At 61.1% G+C, this 20,607-nt stretch carries 15 protein-coding genes; 6 read left to right on the top strand and 9 right to left on the bottom strand.

Annotated features, from left to right (window positions below; genetic code table 11):
* The first annotated feature begins 66 nt into the window (after positions 1-66).
* From AC1DTN_RS35535 to AC1DTN_RS35525, 3 genes are all read left to right on the top strand, one after another.
* The gene (locus tag AC1DTN_RS35535) at positions 67-813 is read left to right on the top strand and encodes a response regulator transcription factor (RefSeq protein ID WP_029616368.1); all 747 of its coding nucleotides are present in this window, start codon (positions 67-69) and stop codon (positions 811-813) included.
* Positions 810-2,216, top strand: coding sequence for a sensor histidine kinase (locus tag AC1DTN_RS35530; RefSeq protein ID WP_477924798.1), 1,407 nt, complete (start codon positions 810-812; stop codon positions 2,214-2,216). Before AC1DTN_RS35535 ends, AC1DTN_RS35530 begins: the two co-directional genes overlap by 4 nt.
* Before the next feature lie 81 nt (positions 2,217-2,297).
* The gene (locus AC1DTN_RS35525; protein WP_439014442.1) at positions 2,298-5,255 is read left to right on the top strand and encodes a bifunctional [glutamine synthetase] adenylyltransferase/[glutamine synthetase]-adenylyl-L-tyrosine phosphorylase; all 2,958 of its coding nucleotides are present in this window, start codon (positions 2,298-2,300) and stop codon (positions 5,253-5,255) included.
* 12 nt (positions 5,256-5,267) lie between these two features.
* On the opposite strand, the gene AC1DTN_RS35520 is transcribed toward AC1DTN_RS35525, so the two are convergent.
* The 3 genes from AC1DTN_RS35520 to AC1DTN_RS35510 all read right to left on the bottom strand — a co-directional run bounded on the left by AC1DTN_RS35520 (position 5,268) and on the right by AC1DTN_RS35510 (position 11,729).
* The gene (locus tag AC1DTN_RS35520) at positions 5,268-7,583 is read right to left on the bottom strand and encodes a PAS domain-containing sensor histidine kinase (protein ID WP_310382755.1); all 2,316 of its coding nucleotides are present in this window, start codon (positions 7,581-7,583) and stop codon (positions 5,268-5,270) included.
* A gap of 204 nt (positions 7,584-7,787) precedes the next feature.
* Positions 7,788-10,436, bottom strand: a complete 2,649-nt coding sequence (pepN, locus tag AC1DTN_RS35515) for an aminopeptidase N (RefSeq protein ID WP_439014444.1) — start codon at positions 10,434-10,436, stop codon at positions 7,788-7,790.
* Positions 10,437-10,622: 186 nt separating this feature from the next.
* Positions 10,623-11,729 (bottom strand): methyl-accepting chemotaxis protein, encoded by a 1,107-nt coding sequence (locus AC1DTN_RS35510; protein ID WP_439014445.1) that lies wholly within the window; start codon positions 11,727-11,729, stop codon positions 10,623-10,625.
* A gap of 452 nt (positions 11,730-12,181) precedes the next feature.
* Here AC1DTN_RS35510 and AC1DTN_RS35505 point away from each other — a divergent pair, with 452 nt between their 5' ends.
* Both AC1DTN_RS35505 and AC1DTN_RS35500 read left to right on the top strand, forming a co-directional pair.
* On the top strand, positions 12,182-13,120 hold the full coding sequence (locus AC1DTN_RS35505; protein WP_113324118.1) for a DMT family transporter: 939 nt from the start codon (positions 12,182-12,184) through the stop codon (positions 13,118-13,120).
* A gap of 247 nt (positions 13,121-13,367) precedes the next feature.
* Positions 13,368-14,240, top strand: coding sequence for a hypothetical protein (locus AC1DTN_RS35500; protein ID WP_477924795.1), 873 nt, complete (start codon positions 13,368-13,370; stop codon positions 14,238-14,240).
* Between the two features lie 61 nt (positions 14,241-14,301).
* On the opposite strand, the gene AC1DTN_RS35495 is transcribed toward AC1DTN_RS35500, so the two are convergent.
* The 5 genes from AC1DTN_RS35495 to AC1DTN_RS35475 all read right to left on the bottom strand — a co-directional run bounded on the left by AC1DTN_RS35495 (position 14,302) and on the right by AC1DTN_RS35475 (position 18,231).
* Positions 14,302-14,448: a hypothetical protein gene (locus AC1DTN_RS35495; protein ID WP_310382760.1), complete on the bottom strand. Its 147-nt coding sequence runs from the start codon at positions 14,446-14,448 to the stop codon at positions 14,302-14,304.
* 66 nt (positions 14,449-14,514) lie between these two features.
* Positions 14,515-14,706: a hypothetical protein gene (locus AC1DTN_RS35490; protein WP_113324116.1), complete on the bottom strand. Its 192-nt coding sequence runs from the start codon at positions 14,704-14,706 to the stop codon at positions 14,515-14,517.
* 134 nt (positions 14,707-14,840) lie between these two features.
* Positions 14,841-15,743: a uracil-DNA glycosylase gene (locus AC1DTN_RS35485; protein ID WP_477924792.1), complete on the bottom strand. Its 903-nt coding sequence runs from the start codon at positions 15,741-15,743 to the stop codon at positions 14,841-14,843.
* A 68-nt stretch (positions 15,744-15,811) separates the two neighbouring features.
* Complete coding sequence (locus AC1DTN_RS35480; RefSeq protein WP_477924790.1) at positions 15,812-17,107, bottom strand: Hsp70 family protein; 1,296 nt, start codon at positions 17,105-17,107, stop codon at positions 15,812-15,814.
* 233 nt (positions 17,108-17,340) lie between these two features.
* Entirely contained in the window at positions 17,341-18,231 is an 891-nt protein-coding gene (locus AC1DTN_RS35475) for a LysR family transcriptional regulator (protein ID WP_477924788.1), read from the bottom strand.
* Between the two features lie 104 nt (positions 18,232-18,335).
* On the opposite strand from AC1DTN_RS35475, the gene blaOXA reads away from it, so the two are divergent.
* On the top strand, positions 18,336-19,160 hold the full coding sequence (gene blaOXA / locus AC1DTN_RS35470) for a class D beta-lactamase (RefSeq protein WP_477924786.1): 825 nt from the start codon (positions 18,336-18,338) through the stop codon (positions 19,158-19,160).
* 36 nt (positions 19,161-19,196) lie between these two features.
* Here the strand turns inward: blaOXA and AC1DTN_RS35465 are convergent.
* Positions 19,197-20,607: efflux RND transporter permease subunit (locus tag AC1DTN_RS35465; protein ID WP_477924784.1), on the bottom strand; the 1,411-nt coding region annotated here is incomplete at its 5' end.

The following is a 20,607-nucleotide window of genomic DNA, read 5'->3' as shown; positions in this document are numbered from 1 at the left end:
CGAATTCTTCACAGCTGCCAAATTCTTCAATTATGCCAAATTCTTCAATTATGAAGGACGCCCGCAATGACCTCCCCCCAACAGGAAGACGCTTTGAGCCTTGCCGAAAAGCAACCGGCGGGTAATGTCGGCCGCATGAAGATTCTCATTATCGAAGACGATCTCGAAGCGGCGGTCTATCTCACGAAAGCCTTTCGTGAGGCGGGGATCGTTGCGGACCATGCAAGCGACGGCGAAAGCGGTCTTTTCATGGGATCGGAGAATACTTACGACGTCATCGTCATTGACCGCATGCTGCCGCGCCGCGATGGTCTCTCCGTCATCAGCGAGCTGCGCCGCAAGGGCATCCACACGCCCGTTCTCATTCTTTCTGCCCTCGGCCAGGTCGACGACCGCGTGACGGGTCTCCGCGCCGGCGGCGACGATTATCTGCCGAAGCCCTACGCTTTCAGTGAGCTGCTTGCCCGCGTCGAAGTGCTCGGTCGCCGCAAGGGCACGCCGGATCAGGATGTCGTCTATCGCGTCGGCGATCTCGAGCTCGACCGCCTTTCCCATGAGGTTCGCCGTGGCGGCAAGGAAATCCCGCTGCAGCCGCGCGAATTCCGCCTGCTGGAATATTTGATGAAGAATGCCGGTCAGGTCGTGACCCGCACCATGCTGCTGGAGAATGTCTGGGATTACCACTTCGATCCGCAGACCAATGTCATCGACGTGCATGTCTCGCGCCTGCGCTCCAAGATCGAGAAAGACTTCAGCCAGCCGCTGCTGAAGACGATCCGAGGTGCGGGGTACATGATCAAGGATGAGGGATGAGCCGTTTCCGGGTTCTCTTCAAGTCCACCGCAGTCCGCCTTTCGGCACTTTATATCCTGCTTTTCGCCATCTGCGCTGCAACGCTCGTCTTCTATGTGACGGCGATGTCCGAGCGGCTGCTGACCGGCCAGATCCGCGATGCGGTCGCCCAGGAAGTGACGCAGGTCCAGCGCGCCTATGATGCCGGCGGCATGAACCTGCTTCTGCGCACGATGGAGCGCCGCRCCCGTCAGCCGGGCGCCAATCTCTACCTCATTGCAGGCCCCTCGGGTGATATCCTTGCCGGCAACGTCGCCTCCGTGCAGCCGGGTGTTTTCGAGGAGCAGGGCTGGACCTCGGTGCCCTTCATGTATCAGCGCTATACCGATAGCGGCGTGGTGCGGCATACGGCGATTGCCAACATCTTCGTTCTCGACAATGGCCTGCGCGTGCTGATCGGCCGCGACCTCGGCGAGCCGGAACGCTTCCGCGTGCTGGTGCGCCAGGCGCTGATGATCGCGCTCGCCATCATGGGCCTCGGCGCCATCATCATCTGGTTCGGCATCGGCCGCAACGCGTTGAAACGCATCGACCGCATGTCGGACGCCGGCAAGAAGATCATGGCCGGCGATCTCTCGCAGCGCCTGCCGGTCGCCGGCTCGGGCGACGAGTTCGACCGTCTTTCCGTCTCGCTGAACAACATGCTGGAACGCATCGAAAAGCTGAACGAAGGTTTGCGGCAGGTCTCGGACAATATCGCCCATGACCTGAAGACGCCGCTGACGCGCCTGCGCAACAAGGCCGCCGATGCGCTCGACATTGAGGACGGCGAGGTGCGCCGCGGCGCGCTGGAAGGCATCATCTCAGAATCCGACCAGCTGATTCGCACCTTCAATGCGCTGCTGATGATCTCCCGCGTGGAAGCCGGTTCCGTCGCCGCCGAAATGTCGCCGATCGAGCTCTCCGCCATCGTCGCCGACAGCGCCGAACTCTATGAGCCTGTCGCCGATGAGGCGGGCATGGCCCTGACCTCGGAGATCGAGCCCAGCATCGAGATCCAGGGCAATCGCGAACTGATCGGCCAGGCGATCTTCAATCTGCTCGACAATGCGATCAAATATTCCGCTGATACCGAAGGGCCAGGCGCCGTCTCGGTGAAGCTCAGCCGCCGCCCTGACGGCATCTGCCTTTCCGTCGCCGATCACGGCCCGGGCGTGCCGCTCGACAGGCGCGAGGACGTAGTGAAGCGCTTCGTGCGCCTGGATGAAAGCCGCTCGAAGCCGGGCACCGGCCTTGGCCTCTCGCTGGTCGAAGCGATCATGGAGCTGCATGGTGGCACGCTGGAACTGTCCGACACCGAGCCCGGCAATACCGAACGCCCCGGCCTCACCGTCAGTATGGTTTTCCCCGCTAAGGCAGCCTGATTTTCCTGATCATTTTCATATTGGCGCTTTCGTTTCGACACCCTAGTTTAAAGTCGCATTGCTGCATGGCAGGGAGAGCAAATGCTGACGAAATCGAACCACGGCCTGAAGGATGTCGCTGAAGGACTCCTGCGGCCGCTGAGCCAGGCGGAACTGAAGTCGGCGCTTGCCGACCTGCAGGATATCGGCAAGAGCGAGCCTGTCGTGGCTGAGATGCTGAAAGCCGAGGGGTCGCTGCGCGACTTTATCGCCGCCGTCCTGACGCTCTCTCCCTACCTGCGCGAAATCGCCAATCTCGATCCGGCAATCCTTGCTTCCGCTATCAGCGACCCGCTGGAGCCGCAGATCGAAGCGTTGATTGCAGAAGCGCGCGATTGCTGGAAACCGGACGGCGAAGGAAGTACGCCCGGCGAAAGCCAGGTGATGAGCAGGCTGCGCATCGTCAAGCGCAGGGTGGCCTTCCTCGTAGCCCTTGCCGATCTCGCCCGTATCTTCGACGGTCGCGCAACAACCGGCTGGCTCAGCGAACTTGCCGAGGCCTCGGTCGAGGCCGCCATCGATCACCTGCTGCTGTCGACGCATGAAAGCGGCAAGCTGAAACTGAAAAATATCGCCGCTCCCAGCGAAGGCTCCGGCGTAATCGTTCTCGGCATGGGCAAGCTCGGTGCCTCCGAACTCAACTATTCCTCCGATATAGACCTCGTCATCTTCTTCGATGAAGAGGCCGGCATCGTGCCCGACCCCGATGATGCGATCGAGATCTTCCCACGCATGATGCGACGGCTGGTGCGCATCCTGCAGGAGCGCACGGCGGATGGCTATGTCTTCCGCACCGATCTCAGGCTGCGGCCTGACCCCGGCTCCACGCCGCTCGCAATCCCCGTCGATGCCGCCATGATCTATTACGAGGGCAGGGGGCAGAACTGGGAGCGGGCCGCCTTCATCAAGGCCCGTGCGGTTGCCGGCGATATCGCGGCAGGCGAGCAGTTCCTGCGCGGCCTCGCTCCCTTCGTTTTCCGCAAATATCTCGATTATGCGGCGATTGCCGACATCCATTCCATCAAGCGGCAGATCCATGCCCATAAGGGCCACGGCGCAATCGCCGTGAAAGGCCACAACGTCAAGCTCGGCCGCGGCGGCATCCGCGAGATCGAATTCTTCGTGCAAACCCAGCAGCTGATCGCCGGCGGGCGCATGCCGGCTCTGCGCTCCCGCGTCACCGAGGAGACGCTGGCCGAACTCACCAGGGCAAAATGGATCGACGCGGAAACCCGAGACGAGCTGACCGAAGCCTACTGGTTCCTGCGCGATGTCGAGCACCGCATCCAGATGGTGCGCGACGAGCAGACCCATCTTCTGCCGGAGACGGACGCGGAATTGAAGCGTATCGCCTTCCTGATGGGCTTTACCGATACGCCGAGTTTTTCCGAGCGGCTGGTGGAGGTGCTCAAGGCGGTCGAGCGGCGTTATGCCGACCTCTTCGAACAGGAAACCAAACTCTCCGTTGGGACAGGCAATCTCGTCTTTACCGGCCAGGGCGACGATCCCGATACGCTGGAGACGCTGAGGAAACTCGGCTTCGAACGCCCTTCGGATATTTCCCGCATCATCCGCACCTGGCATTACGGCCGCTACCGTGCCACGCAATCGGTCGAGGCGCGCGAGCGGCTGACGGAGCTGACGCCCGGGCTTCTGCGCGTCTTCGGCGAAAGCAAGCGGGCGGACGAGGCGCTGCTGCGCTTCGACAGCTTCATTTCCGGCCTGCCGTCGGGCATCCAGCTCTTCTCGCTGCTTGGCAGCAACCCGGCGCTGCTCTCCCTCATCGTCAACATCATGTCCTCGGCGCCGAAGCTCGCGGAAGTCATCGCCGCCCGCCCGCATGTCTTCGACGGCATGCTCGACCCCGGCCTGATGGCCGAGCTGCCAACGCGCGACTATCTCGGCGAGCGGCTGAAGGCCTCGCTGGTGCAGGCCCGACACTATGAGGAAGTGCTGGACCGGCTGCGCATCTTCGCGTCAGAACAGCGCTTCCTGATCGGTATCCGCCTGCTGACAGGCGCAATCAATGGCGACATGGCCGCGCGCGCCTTCACCCATCTCGCCGATCTCATCATTGAAGCCGCCCTCGACGCGGTCATGAACGAGATCCGCGTTGCACACGGAAATTATCCCGGCGGACGGATTGCGATTGCCGGCATGGGCAAGCTCGGCAGCTTCGAACTGACGGCAGGCTCCGATATCGATCTCATCCTGCTCTACGACTACGACGATGCCGCTGGCGAATCCGACGGTGCAAAACCACTCGATGCGACKCGATACTTCACCCGCATCACCCAGCGCCTGATTGCTGCCCTCTCGGCCCCCACGGCAGAAGGCGTGCTTTATGAAGTCGACATGCGGCTTCGCCCCTCCGGCAACAAGGGACCGGTCGCGACCCGTATCAATTCCTTCGGCAAATACCAGCGCGAAGAGGCCTGGACCTGGGAGCACATGGCGCTGTCGCGCGCCCGACTGATCTGCGGCGACCAAAGCCTGGTCGGCGAGGCGGAAGGCATCATTGCTGACGTGCTCTCAACAAAACGCGATATCGCCAAGGTCGCCCACGACGTCGCGGAGATGCGCGAGCTGATCGAAAAGGAAAAGGCGCCGGAAAATGGCTGGGATCTGAAGCTCATTCCGGGCGGCGTGATCGATATCGAATTCATCGCCCAATATCTGGCCCTGATCGCGCCGGTAAAGGGTGTCGAGACCAAGATCAACGGCCTTACCACCGGTGCCGCTTTGAAGACGATCGGCGACAAGTTGATGACCTCCGCCGATCTCGATACCTGCCTCGAAGCTTTCGCGCTCTACACAGAGCTTTCGCAACTGATCCGGCTCTGCATCGACAGCCTCTTCGATCCCAAGGAAGCACCCGCGGGCCTGACCGAGCTCGTCTGCCGGGCCGGAGACTGCCCTGACATCAAGACTTTGGAGGGCGAAGTAAAGCGGCTTTCCAAGGCGGTCCGTAAGGTCCTTCAGACGGTGGTGAAGGCGTAGGACCGGATTGCCTCAGGCGTGATCAGGAATACGCAGCGAGATGACCGTTCCGACCGACTCGCGCGAGCGTATTTTCATGCTGCCGCCGTGCAGGCTTGTCAGCGAACGGGAGATGGCGAGGCCGAGGCCGGAGCCGCCTTTGCTCTTGGCATACTGGCTCTGTACCTGCTCGAAGGGCTGGCCGATCTTGATGAGTGCTGCGCGCGGGATGCCGATGCCGGTATCTGCGATAGTGACCATGACGCCATCGGCGACGCGGCGGGTACGAACCGCAATGCGCCCGCCTTCATTGGTGAACTTCACGGCATTGGAGAGCAGGTTCAGCAGCACCTGCTTCATGGCGCGGCGGTCGGCCATCAGCGTCATGCCCGAGGAGATGCGCTGCTCGATGACGATGTTCTTTTCAGCGGCCGGAATGGCGGTGAAGCGCAGGCTTTCCTCGATCAGCGGCGCAAGGTCGGTGCGCTCGCGCGACAGCAGCATGTGACCGGCCTCGATCTTCGACATGTCGAGAATATCGTTGATGACGTTGAGGAGATGCTTGCCGCTGTCATGGATGTCGCGGGCATATTCATTGTACTTGGCCGAGCCGAGCGGCCCGAACATCTGGTTCTGCAGGATTTCCGAGAAGCCGAGGATGGCGTTGAGCGGCGTGCGCAGCTCATGAGACATGTTGGCGAGGAATTCCGACTTCGCCTTGTTGGCGGCCTCCGCGCGTTCCTTCTCCACCAGATAGTTGGAGTTGGCGGTCGAAAGCTCGGCCTTCTGCAGTTCCAGCGTCTGGCGGGAGGCGGAGAGATCGTTGATCGTCGCCATCAGTCGGCGCTCGGAGTCGCGCAGGCGCTCCTGGTGACGCTTCAAGGGCGTGATGTCGGTGCCAACCGATACGCGACCGCCGTCACGGGTGCGACGTTCGTTGATCTGCAGCCAGCGTTCGTCGGCAAGCTGCACTTCCGTCGTGCGCGAATAGCCGGAACCGTCCGCATCGGCAATGCGCCGCTCGATGACGGGCCGCGCCGCAGCGGCATGAACGACCGTACGTTCCGTGCCGGGCACCAGCACGCTGTCCGGAAGTCCGTAGGCCTGCTGAAAATGCGCGTTGCACATGACGAGCCGGTCGTTCTTGTCCCACAGCACGAAGGCTTCCGAGGTACACTCGATAGCATCGGCCAGACGCTGGTCTGCTTCGGCGTAGCGCTGAGCAAGCCGATGCTGTTCGGTCACGTCCATGGCGATGCCGATCATGTGCACGCGGCCGGAATGGCCGCGGATCACCTGGGCGCGAGCGCGCATCCAGACATAGTGGCCGCTCGCGTGGCGCATGCGGAAGATCTGGTCGACCTGGCCGGAATCGCCCTTGGCGACGGCGCGAGCGATCTCATGCAGACCGTTATCCTCCGGATGCATGAGCCTTGCCGCATCGGCAAAGCCCATCGTCTTGTCGGAGCCGGCAAGCCCGAGCATGTCGTACATCGAGCGCGACCAGAAGAATTCGCGATTGTGGAAATCGAAATCCCAAAGGCCGCAGCGGCCGCGCGACAGCGCCGTCTCGACCCTGAGATTGGATTCCAGGAAGATGTCGTCGGCATCGCGCGCCCGCTTCACCTGCATGTAATAGGCGTAGAGGATGACAAGCAGGATGGAGGAGATGCCGGCAAACAGTGTGACGTTGAGCGTCAGCTCCTCGCGCCAGAGACGGTTGATCTCGTTGAGCGACGTGGCGGAAACGATATAGCCGCCCGCCGTGCCCATCAGGGAGATCTCGGCATAGTGCAGCTCGCCGCCGATGCTCGTTTCGATGACATCGGTGCGGTCGCCGAAGCGGCGGATCGCGGAGATCTCGGGGAAGAGGGCCGAGACATCGGCGCCGATATAGGAGGCACCGGCCGTCGTTGCCGCAAACACCTTGCCGCTTGCCTGCACCAGCAGCACGAAGGCGCCGTTCTCCAGCCGATCCTGCGGCAGGAATTTCGCAAGGCGCGCCTGCGCCTCTGCGGTACTGCCGCCGTCGAAGAGATCGGTCGCATCGGCAAAGACGGCGGCCGCCGTTGCAGCCGAAAGCGCCGTTGCATGCCGTGCGGAGGCTTCCATGCGGCTATATTCGCTGACCATGCCGAAGAAATGCGAGGCCGCAACGACAGCAAGAAAGGCAACAATGAGAACAGGGATCGTCCGCTTCAGGAGAAGCTCTGCCTTTGGCAGGTGGCGCAGCAATGGCTCAGGAGCTTTTGCGGTCTGTCCGGACAGGCTGTCGCGCCAGGCTTTGAGCCCGCCAAAATCGACACGCAGCCGTCCTTCGGCCGCGGTTGCCCGCCGCACGTCCATCATCTCTGAACCTAATCCCTCGTGTGATTCGCGCGCCGCTCGCTCGAACTACACCTAGAGAATCATGCGTGATTCGCCTTGTCCAGAGCCGGCGGTAAAAATTTATTAACCATTTGGGATTGCTGGTTTTTCGGAGGGATTCGCTGATGGCGGGCCTAGCTGTCCCACGGGTGGAAGACAGCTAGGCGGCAAATCATTTGCGGAAAATCACCCCTTGAGCGTGCGCTCGACGATGTCGCGGACATCGGTTGAAAGGTTGGCCGCCCGTTCGATCTCGATCAGTGCCGAGCGTGCATGATCGGCGCGGGCCGATTCCAGCGAGCGCCAGGAGCGCATCGAGGTCAGCAAGCGTGCGGCTAGCTGCGGGTTGCGCTGGTCGATGTCGAGGATCTCGCCGGCGAGGAAACGGTAGCCTTCGCCGTCGGCGCGGCCGAAGCCGGTCGGATTGCCGAAGGCGAACGTGCCGACCAGCGAGCGCATGCGGTTCGGGTTCGTGCGCTTGAAGAGCGGGTTTTCGATCAGCGCCTTGACGCGATCGACCGCGCCCGACCCGGGAATGCCGGCCTGGATCGCAAACCACTTGTCGACGACGAGCGCATTTTCCGAGAAACGGCTGCGGAAGGATTCGAGCGCCGCCTTGGCCTCTGCGCTGTCGGGGAAGCGATGGGCGAGGATCGTCAGCGCATGGCTGAGATCGGTCATGTTGTTGGCGCCGTCGAAGGCGGCCTTGGCGCGAGCCGGGCTGCCCTCGGCATAGGAGAGATAGGTAAGGGCGGTGTTGCGCAGCGCGCGGCGGCCGGCGCTCTTGGCATCCGGGCTGAATTCACCCGGTGTGGTCATCGCGTCGTAGAGGGCCGCGAAGGTGGCTTTGCCGGCTTCGGCGATCTGCTTCATGATCGCCTGGCGGCCGGCATGGACGGCATCGGGATCTATGTTGCTGCCGAGCTCGCGGGCGATGTCGGATTCGCTCGGCAAGGCCAGCGCCTGGGCGCGGAAGGCAGGCTCGAGGCTTTCATCGGCAGCCGCCGCAATCAGCGTATCGACGAAGGTCTGTTCGCAGACGATCGGCGCACCCTCGCGGGCATCGCGGGCGGCTTTCAGGAGGTTCGGCAGCGCCAGATCCGTCAGCGCCTGCCAGCGGGCGAAATGATCCGTCTCATAGCGGGCGAGCAGCGCCAGATCGGCCGGGCTCTGATCGAAATGCAGATTGATCGGCGCAGAGAAGCTGCGGTTGATCGAAACCACCGGGCGCGAGCCGATACCGTGGAAGACGGCAGTCTGTGTCCGCGCCGTAAGATGCAGCACCTCGCCGGCATATTCGGCGCCGTCGACGGTAGCAGGTTCGATCTTGGAGCCGTCCTCTGCAAAGAGTGCGAGGCTCAGCGGAATATGCATCGGCTCCTTGGTCGGCTGGCCGGGTGTCGCGGGGATCATCTGTTCCAGTGACAGGCTGAACGTCTTGGCGCCTGCATCATAGGTGCCGGATGCGGTCACGAGCGGCGTGCCGGCCTGATGGTACCAGAGCGAGAACTGCGCGAGATCGCGGCCGCTCGCATCCTCGAAGCATTTGATGAAATCCTCGATCGTGACGGCCTGGCCGTCGTGACGATCGAAATAGAGGTCCATGCCCTTCTTGAAGGTCTCGCGGCCAAGCAGGGTCGCGATCATGCGCGTGACTTCGCTGCCCTTCTCATAGACCGTCGTCGTATAGAAGTTGTTGATCTCGCGATACTTGGTCGGGCGCACCGGATGGGCGAGCGGGCCGCCGTCTTCCGGGAACTGCTCGGATTTCAGGTGGCGCACTTCGGCAATGCGCTTGACCGGGCGCGAACGCTGGTCGGACGAGAATTCGTGGTCGCGATAAACAGTCAGGCCTTCCTTGAGGCAGAGCTGGAACCAGTCGCGGCAAGTGATGCGATTGCCGGTCCAATTATGAAAATACTCATGCGCGATGATCGCCTCGATATTGGCGTAATCGGCATCGGTCGCCGTCTCGGGATCGGCGAGCACGTATTTGTCGTTGAAGATGTTGAGGCCCTTGTTCTCCATGGCCCCCATGTTGAAGTCGGAAACCGCGACGATCATGAAGATGTCGAGATCGTATTCGCGCCCGAACACCTCTTCGTCCCACTTCATCGAGCGCTTCAGCGCGTCCATCGCATAGGCCGCGCGCGGCTCCTTGCCATGCTCGACGTAGATCTTCAGCACGACCTCGCGGCCGGACATCGTGGTGAACGTGTCTTCGACGACGCCGAGATCGCCGGCGACCAGTGCGAAGAGATAGCTCGGCTTCGGATGCGGGTCGAACCAGGCGGCGAAATGCTTGCCCGGACCATAGCCGGCACCACCGAGGAAATTGCCGTTAGACAAGAGCAGCGGGTTGGCATCCTTGTCGGCGATGATGTTGACCGTATAGGGCGCCAGCACATCCGGCCGGTCGGGGAAATAGGTGATGCGGCGGAAGCCTTCGGCCTCGCACTGCGTGCAATAGATGCCGCTGGTGCGGTAAAGGCCCATCAGCTGTGTATTGGCTTCCGGATTGATGATCGTGGTGACGGTCACTTCGAAAGGCACCGTTTCCGGCAGGTCGCGGATGGTCAGGCTTTCGGGCGTTACCGTATAGCGTTCCGGCGCCAGTTCGTTCTGGTCGAAGAGAAGGCTGGAAAGATTGAGCTCGTCGCCATCGAGGATGAGGGGAGCGGAAAGATCGGCGCCTTCGCGGCGATGGAAGATCAGCCGCGCTTCCACCTTTGTTTCTGTCGGATCCAGTTCAAAAGTCAGGTCGACGCGTTCCAGCACGAAATCTGTTGGGCGGTAATCTGCCAGATTGATGACCTGACCGGTATCTGTTCGCATGTTGCCTGAAGACCTTTATTAGACAATGGCCGATTACAGAGGCGGGCGCACTCTGCTGAAATTTGGCCGCCATAATTACATTAAAGTCTGAACTAAAGTTAAAGCAAATCGACCGTGAATGCGAAGTTCACAGCCAAATTATTATGGTCAATTTGTCGTGCATGTGCAGCTGAAAGGAGAAGACCGCTATTTGAGATTGAGCGCAGTCTTGATCTCGGCGTCGCTTTCCGTCTGCTGGATGACAACGCCATACCAGCCGAGCCCGTCATAATCCTCGTAGCCGAGCGTGCGCGCGAAGGCGACGATCGAGCCGTTATTGTCGTAATAGCTGCCCTTAGGCTGACCGGTCTGGTTGGCGAGCGCGAAATGGGTGAAGAGCATGGCCGGATTGGTGCTGGCGATCACACGGCTTGCGCCGTCGAGCAGCATGACGGTGGTCTTTTCCGCAAGCTGCGGCGGCAGGTTCGCTTCCTTCTCGACAATCGCCTGACCCTGATTCTGCCAGTCGAAATAGACGCCGAGCGTACCCAGGAGCTTGCCGTCGAGCTTGCCGCCTTCGCGGATGCCGGTCGCATAGACGAGCGCATGGCGCTGGTCGTGGAGAGGGCTCGGTTTTACTTCATCGACGATATAGTCGTCGCCGGAGGCGCAGCCCGCCGCGGCCCGGAACCACGGATCGCCCGCAAGCGATGAACCTGATATCTTGCGCTGAAAGGTCGGATTGGCCGATGCGATCACCCGGCCGGAGAGATCAGTCATCACGAGGTCGAGATAAACAGTATAAAAGCGGTTGATGACGCCGAGCCGTTCGGCCGCGAACGCGACACGATCCTTGTCCGGCTCCTGCAGCGCCTGCCAGAGCGCCGGATCCGTCGCCCACCAGCGCACGTCGGCGGTGCGTTCGAAGAGGTTGCGCACGATGAGCTGAACCAGCGTCTGCGCGAGATCGGTCAACCGCACGCCTTCCATCTCGGTGACGAGCGAATCCGCCATCGCACGGCTGAGACCGATGCGCCCGAGCACATTGCTTTCGAACTTGTTGGTGATCTCCGTGGCGATCTGCGCCAGCCGCTGCACTTCATTGGCGACGACGGCAAAGCCCTTGCCGGTTTCGCCGGCGCGGGCCGCCTCGATCAGCGCGTTGATGGCAAGCAGCTTGATCTGCTTGACGATGCTGGTGTTGTCGGCGCTGAAGCGCTCCAGATCCGTGCTGATGCCATCGGTGACGACACGCATCGAGCGGGGCGTTGCGTTCTGCGACTGGGAAACGATCTCTGCGCTGAGCGGCTTCATCAAAAAGATCCTGAAAATAATCTGACGCGACTGGCTGCGGAACGAATGCGATTCTTTTGTATGATTAATTAGCTGAGAACGATGCGGTGGCATGGTTTGCAACCGGTTAACGCAATGGGTGCGGATGCGAACATTTTCGGGCGAATAAGCGTAAAACGCGAAGTTTTTTCATCAGAAAACGGAATTGCACAGAAAAGCGGCAGACAAAAAGCGGGTAAATACTTGCCGCCCACAGCATTGGCCCGAAAATCGGAATCGATTTTCGGAAAGCCTGATACTTAGATTCCAAGAGTTAGGGCGTCCTTTGTGCGTCCGAATGGACGCACGGCGCTCTACTGCGCGCAGATTTTTTCCCACCGGTGCATTTCTTCGGTTACGATGAAGAAATCATCCGCTGCGTTCGAGTCGAACGCGTCTCCCCCGCTCGGCATGCCCGCATAAGAGCCTGGATTATGGAATCGGTTCTCAGAAACCCGATGAGAGGCATTGCGCTGAAAGTCTCGTCGGTCGTGGTCTTCCTGGCCATGCAGACATTCATCAAGCTGGCTGGGTCGGATATTCCGCCGGGACAGGTGACTTTCTGCCGCTCCTTCTTCGCGCTGTTTCCGATCATGGCCTATCTCGGCTACCGGCGTCAGTTGCGCTCTGCCTTCTATACGGCCAATCCGATCGGCCATCTGAAGCGCGGCACGCTCGGCATCATCTCGATGGGGCTCGGCTTCTACGGGCTTCTGCATCTGCCGCTGCCGGAGGCGATCGCGCTCGGTTATGCCACGCCGCTCGTCGCCGTCATTTTCGCGGCGGTTTTCTTAGGAGAGACGGTGCGCGTCTATCGCTGGAGCGCCGTCTGCTTCGGCATCATCGGTGTCGCCATCATCTCCTGGCCGAAGCTCACGCTGTTCCGGGAGGGCGGCATGGCGGCTGAACAGGCGGTCGGTGCACTCTGCGTGCTGCTGTCGGCCGTGCTCGGCGGCATGGCGATGATCCAGGTGCGCCGGCTCGTGGAGGAAGAGAAGACGGCGACGATCGTCCTCTACTTCTCGATCACCGCTTCGGTCTTCTCGCTTGCGACCGTCCCCTTCGGCTGGCTTCTGCTCGACTGGTCCTCGGCTCCTTTCCTCATCGCTGCCGGTTTCTGCGGCGGTGTGGCGCAAATCCTCCTGACCGAGAGCTACAGGCACGCGGATGTTTCCACCGTCGCTCCCTTCGAATACAGCTCGATCCTGCTTGGCGGCATCGTCGCTTACTATGTGTTCGGCGACGTTCCGAGCAGTACGATGCTTTTCGGCACGGTCATCGTCATTGCCGCCGGCATCTTCATCATCTACCGCGAGCACCAGCTTGGCCTGGAGCGCCGCGAAGCGCGAAAAGCCGGTGCGCCGCAATCCTGAGCGGCTGAACCTATATCACAAGGCAAATTTTTTATCGCTCTGATTGAAAAATTATGTCATCCGCCCCTCAAAAGAGAATGGGATGGTGAAATCTTGGGATATCGCTTTTCGCAAAAATATGGTTATGAAAGTGAATTACTTTCATTTATTCAAAGCCGTGCATAATCGATAGGCCATAGATGCCGGGGGAGTTTCGGTATCGCTGCTCCGAACGCTGGCTTGCGAGCGAGGGTTGAGGAAAAGCATCATGGCGTTCACGGCGGAACAACTGGCGCGGGATCCTTCTTTTGTAGTGAGCATTCGCTTTCTGGCCGGGCAAATGCGCGGCATGTTTGATGCGGGGCCGCGGCTGGCGCGCCTGCTGGCCTCGCATCAACGCTGGCTGCTGACGCAGACGGCCTATGCGCTGCATCTGGAATATGATCCGCGGGACGTGACCTCGGGTTTCACCGCCGTCCGGCTAACCGGCAAGATCACGGCGCACAAGATCGCCAGCCGCAACACGGTGCTTGCCTTCATCGAAGAGCTCTTCACCTACCGCTTCATCACCCATACGCCCGGTGACGAACGCCGCCGTCCTCGCCATTTCGAGCCGGCCGAAGTCAGCCACCAGGCATTGTTCGGCTGGTTGTACTCCAACCTCGGCGCGCTTGATCTCATCGATGGTGGAGACCGGGCGGCGTTCCTGCATGAAAATCCCACGCTTTTCCGCCAGATCCAGCCGCGTGTTGCCTATAACTGCCTCGAGGATATCAACTGGCGCGAACCGCCTGAACAGGTGGCGCTGTTCCTCTGGACGGAAGCGGGCGGTATGGTCATCGATCATTTCATGTCCCGGCTCGATCTCGAAGGAACCGATCCGGCACGGCTGGCGATCGGCAAGGTGGAAACCCGCGCGCTCGCCGGTGATTTCATGATGTCGCGCACGCACCTCCAGCGGCTGCTTGCCAAGGGCGCGCAGCGCGGCTGTGTCGGCTGGTACGACGAGCCGAAGAAGTCGCAACTGTGGCTGTCGCGCGATTTCCTGAAGGAATATGTCGGCTGGCAGGCGATCAAGTTCGCCTATGTGGACGAAGCCTTCGAATACGCCAAGGCGAGGCTCGAAGCCGAAAACGGCTGAAGCATGTCGCGCAAAAGTGCGCAGCGGTTTTGCAATCCGAAGATCGCGTGAAAAAAAACGCTCAGAGCGCGATGGCGGAAGCCGGGCTCTTGACCTCGGACGGCGCGTCGCACAGCTCGCGGCGATACTCGTGCGCGGCGCAGACGGCAGCACGGATATGCTCGAAGGAGTCGAGGTGGCGCAGCAATGAAATCAGAATTGTTGACATCGGTCGTTACTTCTTGAAATGCGAAAAGGCAGGCGAACCGCCTGCCGGATCATCATTCCGGAATTTTCAATATTCCTGGAAATCCGCGAAGATCATCACCGGACGTGAAGTACGGCCGTTGATGCCGGTACCGCGGGCGATCATCTGTTCGTTTGTGGCAAAGCCGAAACGGCTGTAGCCCTGTGTGGTGCGAACCTGATCGCTTGCTTGGCGCAGGGTTTCAAACCCGCAATGTATAGGACGAAAACGCTTGCTCATGGCCTTGGTTCCTGTTCATTCCTCCCAAGACACGCCTTCTATATTGCAGTGCAGCATTGATTCTTCAATGCACCCTTGCAGGATGCAGCCATGCGTATATTGCATGGACATATTCATAATATTTTCAAACTTGGCTAATTTGTAAGCAGAGACAGCTCTTTAAGTCTAGCCTTGAAGGCCAGTAGATCGCTCCAGGCCAGCCGCTTGTTTACCGGCGCGGTTAACAGGTCCTGCGGATGCAGGCTGGCGATGGCCGGAATGACCTGATCTGCGACAGCGATCTCCTTCCACCGGCCGCGAAGCCCGTGGATCGTGTCAGTTTCGCCAAAGAAGAATCGTGCCGTATAGTTGCCGAGCAGCAAAATGGCGCGCGGTTCGGCAAGCGCGATCTGCCGCTCGATGAAGGGACGGCAGATCTCCGTCTCGGCCGCCGACGGCATGCGGCTGCCGGGCGGACGCCAGGGAATGATCTGCGTCAGGAGAATGGCTGACCGCTCAAGCCCGATCGAGGCCAGCATCCGGTCCAGCAACTGGCCCTGCCGGCCGGCAAAGGCCGCTCCCTCGCGCTCGTCATCGGCGCCAGGCGCCGGGCCGATCACCATGATGCCGCTTGCCGGATCGCCGCTTGCGAAAATGGTCGAGCGTGCGCTGTTCTTCAGATTGCAGCCATTGAAGGCTTCGAGCGCCGTCTTGAGTTCTGCAAGCGAGCGGGCGCTCTCGGCCGCGAACCGCGCCTGCTGCACCGCTTCACCGTCGGGAATTGCCGGCTGTGGCCGCGAAGCCTGAGCTGACGCGGCCGCGTGTTGCTGCGGCGCGGGCGGGGCAGGGCGGGAGGCCGCCTGCCTCTCAGGTGGTGCCTGTCTATCCTGCTGCGGTTGCGCGGCCGGTGCCGCCGAACGGCGCGCAGCCTTCATCGCCTCGAACTCGGCGAAACGGTCGACCGGCTCTTCCTCCAGCAGCCAGTCCACACCCGCCTCCGCATGAAAATGCAGAAGCGCGGCAAGTTCGGCCGGACTCAGGTCGTTGGCGGAGATCATGAACAGACTTTAGCGGAGCGAAAACGGCAATGAAAGGGCGGGCAGGTCTGCCGGCGCCCTTTCAGCCGCTATTGCACAGTCCACTGATTGATATCGTCGCGTTCGCCGATCAGTGCGAGACCATGCGCGATCGACAGCAGTTCGCCACCGGTCTCGATCTTGTCCCGGTCGAAGCGTTCGGTGAAGATGCGCCGCACGGCCGGCACGAAGGATGTGCCGCCGGTCAGGAACACTTTGTCGATGCCGGATACATCCGTATCGGTCTTTTCCAGTACCTCGTCGAGCGCCCCTTCGATGCGGGCAAGGTCGTCGACGATCCAGCTTTCGAAATCGCTGCGCTTGATCATGCGGTGGCCGCCGCGCCCGAGCGGGGCGAAATCGAAGGGTGCTTCCTCCGCGGAGGAAAGCGCCATCTTCGTTGCCGAGACCGCCTGATAGAGCGGATAGCCTTCGTCATGATCGATGAGATCGACAAAGGTTTCCAGCTTCTCCGGTTCCAGGGCCGTACGCACCAGCTTTTTCAGATCCTCGAATTCCCGCGATGTCTTGAAGATTGACAGCTGGTTCCAGCGGCTGAAGCTCGCATAGTAGTTTGACGGCACCTCAAGGATCTTGTCGAAGCTCTTGAAATGGCTGCCCTTGCCGATCAGTGGCGCGACGATGTTGTCGATCATGCGCGCGTCGAAATGGTCGCCGGCGACGCCGACACCGGAATGGCCGATCGGCGTTGCCGTCAGTTTGCCGGCCCTGGTCTCGAAGCGGATCAGCGAATAGTCCGTCGTACCGCCGCCAAAGTCGGCAACGAGCACGGTCGCATCGGACTTCAGGTTTTGCGCGAAGTAGAAGGCGGCCGCAACAGGCTCGTAGACATAGTGAATTTCCGGAAAGCCGAAGCGCGTCAGCGCCTCGTTGTAGCGCTGCACCGCCAGCACCGGGTCCGGACTGGCGCCCGCAAAATGCACCGGGCGGCCGGCGATGATGCGGCCGGTATCTTCGGGCCAGTTCTCGCCTGCGTAATGGCGCAGACGCCGGATGAAGATTTCCATCAGGTCTTCGAAGCTCTGCCGCTTGCCGAAGATGATCGTGCCCTGGAAGAGGGCGCTCGCCGCAAAGGTCTTGATCGACTGCAGGAAACGACAGTCGCCGGGATTGTCGATGAACTGCTGGATCGCCGCGTGCCCGGCCTCGACCTTCAGCGCCGAGGCACCGAGCTGCGGATCCTTCATGAAGGAGAGCGCGGTGCGCATGCTGTCGGCCGTGCCGGCGCTGCTGGTAAGCGATATGGAATGCGTGTCTGCGCCGCCATCTGCCAGCGCCAGAACAGTATTGGTCGTGCCGAAGTCAAGCCCGAGCGCCCGTGCCATGGCCGTGCTCCCTATCAAATATGTCGAAAATCTATGAGCCGGGGCAGATACCCCGAAATGCGAAAGGGCGCTTTGCTGCGCCCTCGAAGGTGTTTTGAGAGGCGCGTGATCGCACAGGAGAGGTCGGAAAGCAACCCGCCTTAGCATCGGCCCGAAAATCGGAATCGATTTTCGGAAAGCCTGATGCGCAAATCTAGAGAGTTAGAGCGCTGTGCGGATGCACGGCGCTCTGATCAGTTTCCGAGCTGCACCTGCGTCTCCTCGGCCATTCTGCCGATCCACTTGCGGAACATCTCCATGGCAGGCGTGACGGAGCGGGATTTGAGCCGCATCAGCCAGTAGCTGCCCTTGGAAATCCAGATCGGGAAGGGCTGCTCCAGCTCGCCCGCCGCAAGCTGGCGGGAAAACATCAAGGGCGGCGCCAGCGCCACACCCGCACCCTGCAGCGCCGCCTCGATCATCAGCACGGAGGAATCGAAGACCATGCCCCGGATCGGCGGCGGTGTGACACCCGCCGTCTCGAACCAGCTTGGCCATTCGTCGGCGCGATAGGAGCGCAGCAGTGTCTGATGGGCGACATCTTCAGGGGAGGAAAGCTGGCGCGCGATCGCGGGAATGCAGAGCACCGAAAGCGGCGCCTCGAACAGTGCCTCCGCCTCGATATCGTGCCAGGCGCCATTGCCGAACTTGATCGTATAGTCGAGCCCTTCGGCGGCAATATCGACGCGATTGTTGTTGGTCGAAAGCCTGAGATCGATGAAGGGATATTGCTCGCGGAAATCGGCAAGCCGGGGCAGGAGCCAGCCGACGGCGAGCGTGCCGACGGCGCCGAGCTTCAGCACCTCGCGCACATGGCCACCCTCGAAACGCTCCAGCATATCGGCCATGCGGTCGAAGGAATCCTGCAGGGCAGGCAGCAGCGCAAGCCCTTCCTCCGTGATCATCAGCCCGCGCGGCAGGCGGCGGAACAGGCTCACCCCGAGGCGCTGTTCCAGAAGCTTCACCTGATGGCTGACGGCCGCCTGCGTGACGCAGAGTTCGATCGCCGCCCGGGTAAAGGAAAGATGCCGCGCCGCCGCCTCGAAGGCACGCAGCGAGTTCAGCGGCAAATATGGTCGAACCATGGCAATGGCCTAATCTGATTTATGCCTAACCGGAAATATCATCGTTTGATCGAGCCTTCCAGGTCGGCCTAGAAAGCCGAGGTCGAACCATATGGAGAACGAAAGTGGCTTTCGAAAGACTTCTTCTTCTGGCATTTTCCATAAGTATTACAGCAATTTCCATGGGTGCATCGCCGGCCGATGCCGCCGATCCGATCCGCTGCACCGTCATCATCGATGAGAAGACCGGCGAGACGATTTACCGTCAGGGCAATTGCGACCAGGGCTTCTATCCGCAGTCGACCTTCAAACTGCCTTTGGCCATGATGGGCTATGATTCCGGCATTTTGGTCGACGAGCACAATCCGCTCTGGCCATATGATCCGAAGCTCAACCGATCCCCACGCGAGCAGAAGGATACCGATCCGACCATTTGGGAGCGGGATTCCATCGTCTGGTTCTCACAGGCGCTGACCCGCAAGCTCGGCAAGCGCGCGTTTGCCGATTACGTCAGGCGTTTCGGCTACGGCAATCAGGATGTTACGGGCGGGCCTGGCAATACGGATGGACTGACCGAATCCTGGCTGATGTCCTCGCTGAAGATCTCGGCCGAAGATCAGGTGCGCTTCCTGCGCCGCTTCCGGACCGGCATCCTGCCGATTTCGGAACGTGCGCGGCAGATGACGGAGGCGATCGTGCCGCATTTCCAGGCGGCTGGCGGCTGGGATATTCAGAGCAAAACCGGCGCCGGCTGGTTGCGCAATGCGGCCGGCAAGACCAATTACGAACGGCCGCTCGGCTGGTTTGTCGGCTGGGCGACCAAGGGCGACAGGCGGCTCATCTTCGCAAGGCTCTATATCGCCAATCACCGCTACAGCGACAATCCGATCAGCTTCGAGACGCGGGATACGCTGGTCGCGGATTTCCCCAAGCTGGTCGAAGGCCGCTGATGCGAAAGGGCGCCGGAAGGCGCCCTTTCTGTCTCTCTATTCCGCGGCCATCGCTCGCGTTTCCGCTGCCACATGCTCTTCCTTCTTCTCGCGGCTGAGCATGCGGTGGAGGAAATTCCCGAAGCGGTCCATCTCGACGAAGATGACAGGCGTGATGAACAGCGTCAGCATCTGCGAGACGATGAGGCCACCGACGACGGCGATGCCGAGCGGCTGGCGCAGTTCCGAGCTCGCACCTGTGCCGAGCGCGATCGGCAGGGCGCCGAGCAGGGCGCAGAAGGTCGTCATCATGATCGGACGGAAGCGTCGCACGCATGCTTCGTGGATCGCCGCTGTCGCCTTCTCGCCCGTCGTGCGCATGGTTTCCACCGCGACGTCGATCATCATGATCGCGTTCTTTTTGACGATACCGATCAGCATCAGGAGGCCGATGAGGGCGATGATCGACAGGTCGAAGCCCATGATCTTAAGCGCGAGCAGTGCCCCGAAGGCCGCCGCCGGCAGGCCGGAGAGGATGGTCAGCGGGTGGATGAAGCTTTCATAGAGCACGCCGAGCACGACATAGATGGTCAGAACAGCCGCCAGGATCAGATAGGGCGTATTGCCCTGCGACTGCTGGAAGATCTCTGCCGTACCGCCATAGGACGTGAAGACGTCTGCCGGCATGTCGAGGTCCTTCTTGATCTGCTCGATCCTGGCCGTCGCGTCGCTGAGCGATACGCCTTCCGGCAGGTTGAAGGACACGGTGGTCGAGACGAGCTGACCCGTCTGGTTGATGGTGACAGGTCCGACCGTGCGCTCGACATGCGCAAAGTTCGACAGCGGCACCAGGCTGCCATTGGAAGAAGCGACCCGGATTTCCGATAGCTTCTGGTCGTCCCAGGGCTTGCTCGTGTCATATTCGACGATGACGTCGTAGCTGTCGCCGGTCGACTGGATTTCCGCAGCCGCAAAGCCGCTGAAGGATTCCTGCAGCGTCGTGCGCAGCGTGTCGTTGTCGATCCCGTAGGCGGCTGCCCGCTCGGTATCGATGACGATATTGGCTTGCAGGGCGTTGTTCTGCGCATCCGAGGTCACGTCCGTGAACAGGCGGTCGGCGCGCATCGCCTGCTGGACCTTTCCTGCCCACAAGTTGGTCTGGTCGGCGTTCAGTGCCTGTATGACCAGCTGATATTGGCTGGCCGTCTGGCGGCCACCGAAGCGCAGGCTCTGGTTCGGCGTCACGAAGGCCTGCAGGCCAGGGATCTTGTTGATCGCCGTGCGCAGCTCGCGCAGCGTCTGGTCAAGCGGTGCGCGCTGATCCTTGTCCTTCAGTTCGACGAACATCGAGCCGTTGTTCTGTGGCTTGTTGGGATTGCCGCCGATCGTCGACATCACATGGTTGACGGCCGGGTTCGCCTTGACGATCGCGGCGGCCTGCTGCTGCAGGGCCTCCATCGCCGAATAG

It is taken from the genome of Rhizobium sp. 01T444 (assembly GCF_056398305.1).
The sequence above is the reverse complement of the archived record's forward strand: the minus strand, read 5'-3'. Positions and strand labels throughout refer to the sequence as shown.